General features: G+C 28.7%; 6 protein-coding genes. 5 read left to right on the top strand and 1 reads right to left on the bottom strand.

Annotated elements, in window-relative coordinates; genetic code table 11:
• Positions 1-512: 512 nt before the first annotated feature.
• On the bottom strand, positions 513-932 hold the full coding sequence (locus tag J7M77_RS01370; protein WP_296875239.1) for an Hsp20/alpha crystallin family protein: 420 nt from the start codon (positions 930-932) through the stop codon (positions 513-515).
• A gap of 324 nt (positions 933-1,256) precedes the next feature.
• Between J7M77_RS01370 and J7M77_RS01375 the strand changes: the two genes are divergently transcribed.
• The 5 genes from J7M77_RS01375 to J7M77_RS01395 all read left to right on the top strand — a co-directional run bounded on the left by J7M77_RS01375 (position 1,257) and on the right by J7M77_RS01395 (position 7,138).
• Entirely contained in the window at positions 1,257-3,206 is a 1,950-nt protein-coding gene (locus J7M77_RS01375) for a diguanylate cyclase (RefSeq protein WP_296875241.1), read from the top strand.
• 145 nt (positions 3,207-3,351) lie between these two features.
• The gene (locus J7M77_RS01380) at positions 3,352-3,600 is read left to right on the top strand and encodes a helix-hairpin-helix domain-containing protein (RefSeq protein WP_296875243.1); all 249 of its coding nucleotides are present in this window, start codon (positions 3,352-3,354) and stop codon (positions 3,598-3,600) included.
• Between the two features lie 189 nt (positions 3,601-3,789).
• Positions 3,790-4,677: a helix-turn-helix domain-containing protein gene (locus J7M77_RS01385; RefSeq protein ID WP_296875245.1), complete on the top strand. Its 888-nt coding sequence runs from the start codon at positions 3,790-3,792 to the stop codon at positions 4,675-4,677.
• Positions 4,658-5,695 (top strand): C45 family autoproteolytic acyltransferase/hydolase, encoded by a 1,038-nt coding sequence (locus J7M77_RS01390; RefSeq protein WP_296875247.1) that lies wholly within the window; start codon positions 4,658-4,660, stop codon positions 5,693-5,695. Before J7M77_RS01385 ends, J7M77_RS01390 begins: the two co-directional genes overlap by 20 nt.
• Before the next feature lie 126 nt (positions 5,696-5,821).
• Positions 5,822-7,138, top strand: coding sequence for an AAA family ATPase (locus tag J7M77_RS01395; protein ID WP_296875250.1), 1,317 nt, complete (start codon positions 5,822-5,824; stop codon positions 7,136-7,138).
• Positions 7,139-7,605 lie beyond the last annotated feature (467 nt).

The following is a 7,605-nucleotide window of genomic DNA, read 5'->3' on the forward strand; positions in this document are numbered from 1 at the left end:
TATTGTGGCTCGTCATATTATTGATCATCTTAAATAATACATAAATATTATAAATTTAAAAGTCAGTTATTAGATTTATTTCTAGTAACTGATTTTTTTAAAAGAAAGTGATTGATTGAAAGACATCATTACAAAAATCACTTAAAAATAGTTTTAAAGAAAAGCAATTAATTAGTTGATTTTCGGTATTGTATTTAAAATTTTATGTGTTTTAAGCATTTTTATTTTGTGAAAAATATTTGATTAATATTCAATATTATGATGGAAGTAGTCGAATTGAAAGATTAATTATGTATAAAGAATGTTAAAAAAATAATTTTCTATCTTTAATTATCGATGAGAATTTGAAAATATGCTACTATTAGGGATTATGCAAGCGGATAAATGTATATACTTGTTTGATTAATAGCTTTTTTTTATGATATTTTGATTACTATAGAATACTGCATAATAAATAATATTAAATTAAAATATAGATAAAAAATCCAGTACCTTGGTACTGGATCGATTAACTAATCAATAGGAATATAACGACTATTCGTTTCTACCTGCTTAGGGGCTACTTTTGGTAAAGTGATAATCAATTCACCATTGTTGTAGCTGGCTTTAATATCTTCTTGTTTAACATCTTCACCAACATAGAAGCTTCTTGAACAAGAACCAGAATAACGTTCCCGACGAATGATATTACCATCAGTGTCTTTTTCATCGTTGTTAGTAGATTTATTAGCACTGATATTTAAATAACCATCACGAAGCTCGATAGAAATATCGTCTTTAGAAAAACCAGGAACTTCCATCGCTAACTGATAGTTGTCACCAACTTCTTTAACATCAGTACGCATATGAGAAGTAGATCCTTTAAAGAAAGGGTCATTAAACATGTTATCAAAAACATCATCAAAAGTTGTGAATCCAGGTAGTAATTTCATAAAAACCATCTCCTTTTTATTTATTCTAAGAAATTACTTCATGAATAAATCATCTTTCTTATTACACTTACTATTATAGTCTTCTTTTTAGCACTGTCAACCCCTGAGTGCTAAATTCTTAAATTATTTCAAAAATGTTAAGATCAATAGATTTTAAGCAGGGATCTCTATTAAAGTAAAAAATTATTCGACAGTTATTGCATACTTAGTAGCCTTGCTAAGGGGAAACTATTGTTATATAATGGCCATAAGTTAAGGTTATCCTTATAATATATGTTTGCCTGTTAGAAGACAGGCACATAAAATAGAAAAGAAGGCGAAAATATGCTATTTAGCACCAAAAAACAAAAGCAAAATAAAATTCAAGATAATATACGGTGGGGTCGTTCATTGCTTACCACAGCCATAATAATTATTTCAGTCATGGCTGCTTCTTTAGGAGTGACACAATATATTAGTAAAATGGAAGAAGAACGCTGTTTTGAACTTCTTTACAATGAAGCTGGTAATTTAGCAGATAGCATTGAAACATATTCGCAAAATGACCAGGAAGAACTAGAGATGCTTTCGGCTGTAATTTCACGGTATCAGGATTTGTCTTCATCAGAACTATGGGATATTTTAGATTCTTATACTAATGTTGGGATGATGTCCCGTATTGAATTGTTGCTGCCTGAAAATATTGTACTTACAAAAGGTGGTAAGCGAATAGATGCTAATGGCATGCTTTCTTTTGAAGCAGAATCGGAAAAAGGAATTCATATTACTGATCGAGAAACAGATATAGTTGATCAAGATAGTTATGTTATTAGACATTATGTTCCAGTAAAACAAAATGATGTAACTATTGCGATGCTTTATGGTGTAATTGTACCTAATGAACTGCCAAAAGACGTTAATTTAAATCCATATAATGGTGAAGGGGCTTTATATTTAATTGATGGGAAAACTGGCGATTTTTTAGTTGATACTTGGCATCCTGGAGTTACTGGAAATATGTGGGAGCTAGGTGAACGGGAAATGGCTCCTGGTTATGATTCTACGCAGTTAAAAGAAGGAGTCTACAACGGAGAGAGTAATTATGTTGTGTTTGTATCTAAAACTGTAGGTGAATATCTTTATTTCTATTACGAACCAATGGCAATTAATGATTGGCGAATTGCTGTTTCAGTACCAGAAAGTGTCGTGTTCAAAAGTGCTAATAATATAAAGCGTGTATTAAACGTATTTATCGGTTTTGAGCTAATCTGCTTTATCATCTATTTCTTGTGGATGATGCGATATGTTCATAATGTAACTAGCGAAAAGCAGAAACAGTTGGATATGGTAAGTTACATTTATAATGTAGAACAGCTATTGTTTAATGCCCATGAGAAAAAAGAAAATTTGTATGCTGCGCTGATAATGTTAGGTGAGATCATTTCTGTCGAAAAAATTAGTTTTTGGATTTTTGGGGAAAACGGTGAAAATCAATGGTATTTTTGGGACTTTGATAAACCGATTAAAGAACGTAAAGAATCTAATTATCAAGGGTATATTTGGAAATTATTGGATTATTTTGAAGATGGTAATGAAATTTTTGAATGCCACGACAACGATAAAATAAAAAATCTATTTTTGACAGAAAAATTATCTAATATATATAATATCATTGCCGTACCTGTTAAAGGAGTAGGTGGGCATATTTTTGGAATCCTTGCTGCTTGTAATGTAAAAAAGAAACACGAACAGGCCGTGTTGCTTAAAAGTATTCAGTTTAGTTTTGGAATGTTCTGTAGTAATCTAAAAAGTTATACAGCAATCCAGGAACAAGGAAATCGAGATGCCCTTACAGGATTATATAACAGAAATCGTTATGAGCAGGATCTTCCTGAAATTTATGGACAGCATAAAAGTTTTTTAGCTTGTGTTTATATTGACGTAAATGGTCTTCATGAAATGAATAATACAATGGGTCATGATAAAGGTGATAAAATGTTAAGAACAGTAGCATCAGGAATAAAAAAATATTTTGATACCGAGTATATTTATCGAACCGGTGGCGATGAATTTGTTTTATTTATCCCAGATGTTGATGAAGAGGATTTAAAAATACAAAGTGAAAAACTGGCAACAGAATTATCGAATGCAAACTATTATATTTCAGTAGGGATTGGCTGCGGTAAAAATCTTTCATCTTTATCCTTGTTGATAAAAGAGGCAGAACAGAAAATGTATGTTGAAAAGAAAAAATATTATGAAAAACATGATCGCAGAAGAAATCCAAGAAATTAAATAATAGATTTAAATTTTTTAGAAAATAGGTATATTTTAAAGATAATAGTTAATAATCTAATTGTAACTGTTATAACCTTAAATTTCTATTGATTAAAAGCCACGATTAGTGGCTTTTATGCTATAATGAATTAGAGGTGGTACAATGGGTGAATTACAAAAAATACCTTATGTAGGAAAAGCTACTGAAGCATCATTAAAATTAATTGGTTATGATACGATTGCTTCATTAAAAGGAGCTGATCCTGAAAAGATGTATCAAAAAGAATGTGAAATTCGTAAACAGCCAATTGATCGTTGTCAATTGTATATGTATCGAATGGTAGTATACTATGCTAATAATGAAAATCCTGATCAAGATAAATTAAAATGGTGGTATTGGAAAGATAAGTAATTTTATTGTTATTGATAAAAAGTAGAGAGATTGATATTTGGGTTCTTGCTCTAACTGGAGGAAGAACTTTTTTAGTATTTTTGATATAATTTTTAATTTATTTAGATTGATTTTAGTTTACAAAAGCAAACGGAAAAAGAGAGGAAATATAATTTTTGATAAGTTATTGTTTTAGTAGGAGGAAAAGTGATGGAGTGGTTAAATAATTTACAAGCAGTTTTTGATTATATTGAAGATAATCTAGATAAAGGATTATCATTAGAAAAAATAGCTCAAATAGCTTGTTGTTCACCAGATTATTTTCAACGTATTTTTACTCATCTTTTTGGAATTTCTTTATCTAAATATATTAGATTAAGGAAAATGAGCCAAGCTGCTTTTTTATTACAAAGAACAGAAAGTAAAGTAATTGATGTAGCTTTAAAATATGGCTATTCATCACCAACAGCATTTAATCGGGCTTTTAAAAAAGTACATGGGATAACACCATTAGCTGCTAAAAATATTGGTGTATGTTTAAAGGCTTATCCACCGATTAAACTAACTGTCACAATAACTGGAAATAAACCATTATCATATCGATTAGTAAAAAAAGATCGTGTTCGGATCATTGGCTATAAGATAGCGATAGATAGAAATATGGATGCTAATATGCAAAAGGTTCCATTGTTTTGGAAGGAGTTATTTAATAATGGTCAAATTGATCAGTTAGTAAAATTATCAAACGGTAAAATACCAGGAATATTAGGGGTAAGTGTTTATAATGATGGTGATAGTTTTTATTATTGTATTGGAGTTAGTAGCGATAATGCGATAGATAGTGATATGATTGAATATGAAATTTCGGATTCAATGTATGTCGTGTTTGAAAATGATGGTTTATTTAAAGAAGATGTTCAAAGTATTTTTAAACGTTTTTTAAGTGAATTTTTACCACTTTCTAACTATCGTTATGCATATAACTGTGATGTAGAAGTTTATCCAATGTTTTTTCCTCCGGCTAAGCAAGGTCATTTTGAAGTTTGGATGGCAATAAAGAAAATAGAGGAGGATCAAGATGTTTCGTTTAACGTTTAAAGGTAATCATTATCAAATCGGAGTAACTAGAGGAAAGTTCTTTTTAGAAAACAATGTAACTTTTCCCTTATTTTTAGATGATTTTCAATTTAATCATGGTGAAGAAAGTGAAAAAATATTAAGAAAATATTTTCCAGAAATTTGTCAAGAAATAAAAGGTGTATGTGATATGATCAAAGTTGACTATTTACAATTTGTATCATGGATGCTTTGTATGGGTTGTTGTATGTATAATTTAAATGATAATACAAATAACGAAATAAGAGGATGTAGTGCTTTTGCGTATGTTAGTAAAGGACAAGTTATCTATGGTCGCAATAACGATTTAATTCCATCTTTGAAAGATGTTAGTAAAAATGAAGTTTATTTATTAGATAACAATATTTTTTCTCTAACAACTTCTTCATTTATCAATGGTGAAGAAGGAATCAATAAACATGGATTAGTAGTAGCGATGACATTTGTTCTAACTGATTTAAAAGAAATAAAACCTGGTTTTAATTCTTGTTTTATCGTTCGCTATTTATTAGAAAAAGCTAAAAATACAAAACAGGCATATCAGTTACTAAAACAGCTTCCAGTTGCATCTAATTGTAATATATTATTGGCTGATAAAAATGGTGATATATTGGTTGTTGAATGTAGTCCACAAATGAAAAAGAAACGAATTGCTACACAAATAGGTAATACTAAAGTAGTTTGTTGTACTAATTGTTTTATATCAGATGAAATGAAAGCTTATGATTACGCTAGAGGAAATGATTATCAAGCTTATCAAAGATATCTAACGGTTATGAATAATATTGATAAATTAAATAGCAATAAATTGATTGAAACAACCCAAAGTCTTTTAAAAGGTGAATATGGCTTTATGTGTCAATATGATGATGTAGCTGATTTTGAAACAGTATGGAGTTCTATCTTTGATTTAAATAGTTTGATGATGTATCAAAGTGAAGGCGATCCTAGAGTAAATAAGTATATTAAAGATGATCGATTATATAATTTAAATTTTTAATATAATTATAAATACATATAATTACTCTATAAAAATATATAAAACACATATTTTCTCATGTAAAAAAATGTATTTATGCATTTTTTTACATGTTTGCGTTATGGCATATATTGAAAGGGTGATTGTATGAAACGAAAAGTTTTTGATGATTTGATGAAACGGAAAAAACAAAGTAATAAAAAACCGTTAATAATTAAAGGAGCCAGGCAAGTTGGGAAAACGTATATTATCAGGGAGTTTGCGAAAGCGGCATATAACGATCTTGTAGAAATAAATTTTGAAAGAGATTTAGAATTCATAGAACTGTTTAAAAATACTAGAAACCCTAGAGAGATTCTTCAATATTGTGAAATAGCTTTTATTGACAAAACATTTGATGAAAATACATTGTTTTTCATGGATGAAATTCAAGCATGTAGTGATGTTTTAACTGCATTAAAGTTTTTAGCAGAAGATTTCCCATGTGATATTATTTGTTCTGGAAGTATGTTAGGGGTGGCAATAGCGTCAGCATCATCATTTCCAGTAGGATATACTCAAACTTGGCAAATGTTTCCTTTAAGCTTTTTTGAATTTATCGAAGCTTTAGGAATAAATCAAACAGTTATTGATTCATTAAAAGAAAGCCTCGATAAACATCAGCCGATTTTAGAACCGTTGCATGAAAAAATGAATACTTTATTTAGAGATTATATAATCACTGGTGGAATGCCTGAAGTAGTTAATAAATATATTGAAACAAAATCATTTAAAGAAACATTAATTGTTCAAAGAAGAATTGTTAGTGATTATTTAAATGATATGGCAAAATACGCTGAAGGCAGTGATCGAATCAAAGCAAGAGAGTGTTATCAATCAATACCGCTACAATTAGCTAAAGATAATAAAAAGTTTCAATATAAATTAATTAGATCAGGAGGGAATGCTCGTTATTACGATTCAAGTTTAAACTGGCTAAAAGATAGCGGTCTAATTAATCTAACATATCGAATTAAAGCTGTTGTAAAACCATTAGAAATTCATAAAGAACTTGCAATCTTTAAAGTATATATGGCGGATACTGGTCTTTTAATATCTCAATTTGATGAAAGTATTATTAAAGAATTACTAAATGGAAATCTAGGTGTTTTTAAAGGTGCGTTATATGAAAATATAACTGCACAAATTTTAAGTATGTATAAAAATGAATTATATTATTTTGAACCAAATCATAGTTCTGAAATAGATTTTATAATCTATTATAATGGTGAAATATGTCCATTAGAAATAAAAGCAGGAAGAAATACAGTTTCAAAATCATTTACTAATTTTATTCATAAATACAAACCACAATATGCAGTTAGATTATCACAAAAAAACATAAGTACATTAACTGATGGGGTTCAATATGTTCCACTATATATGTTAGAACTGCTTCTACAATCTAATGATAATTTAGTTTAGACTAGTATAATAGTAATAAATTTTCGACTATCCCACAATTTAAGCATAAAATTAACTCAAAAATCTATAAATTTTTAGGGGATGGTCGAAAAAAACAAGTACTTTTTATCTTGTGTTTATGATAAAGATAAAGTAGAATTAAATATATTTAGAAATACTCTAAATATGTCTTGTTTGATATTGTTCTTATAAAGGATTAACGCGTGTTCTTCAATAAGGTTGTAAAATACACCCATTTCGTTTGATATTGTTCTTATAAAGGATTTTTTAATGTTTTTAGTTGTGTAAGATATTAAAGTGATTAAATTATTTGGGTAAGATTATGTTAAAAAATGGATTATGTTATCTTTATGTGATAAAATTATAGATAACAATAAATGAAAGGGGAGAAGGAGGATGAAGGTTTTATTTACGTGTGTCGGAAAGTCGGATCCATTAACTATCTTTGAAAATGAAAAGATATATGA

This window comes from Thomasclavelia sp., from assembly GCF_017889095.1.
Lineage (GTDB): Bacteria > Bacillota_I > Bacilli_A > Erysipelotrichales > Coprobacillaceae > Thomasclavelia.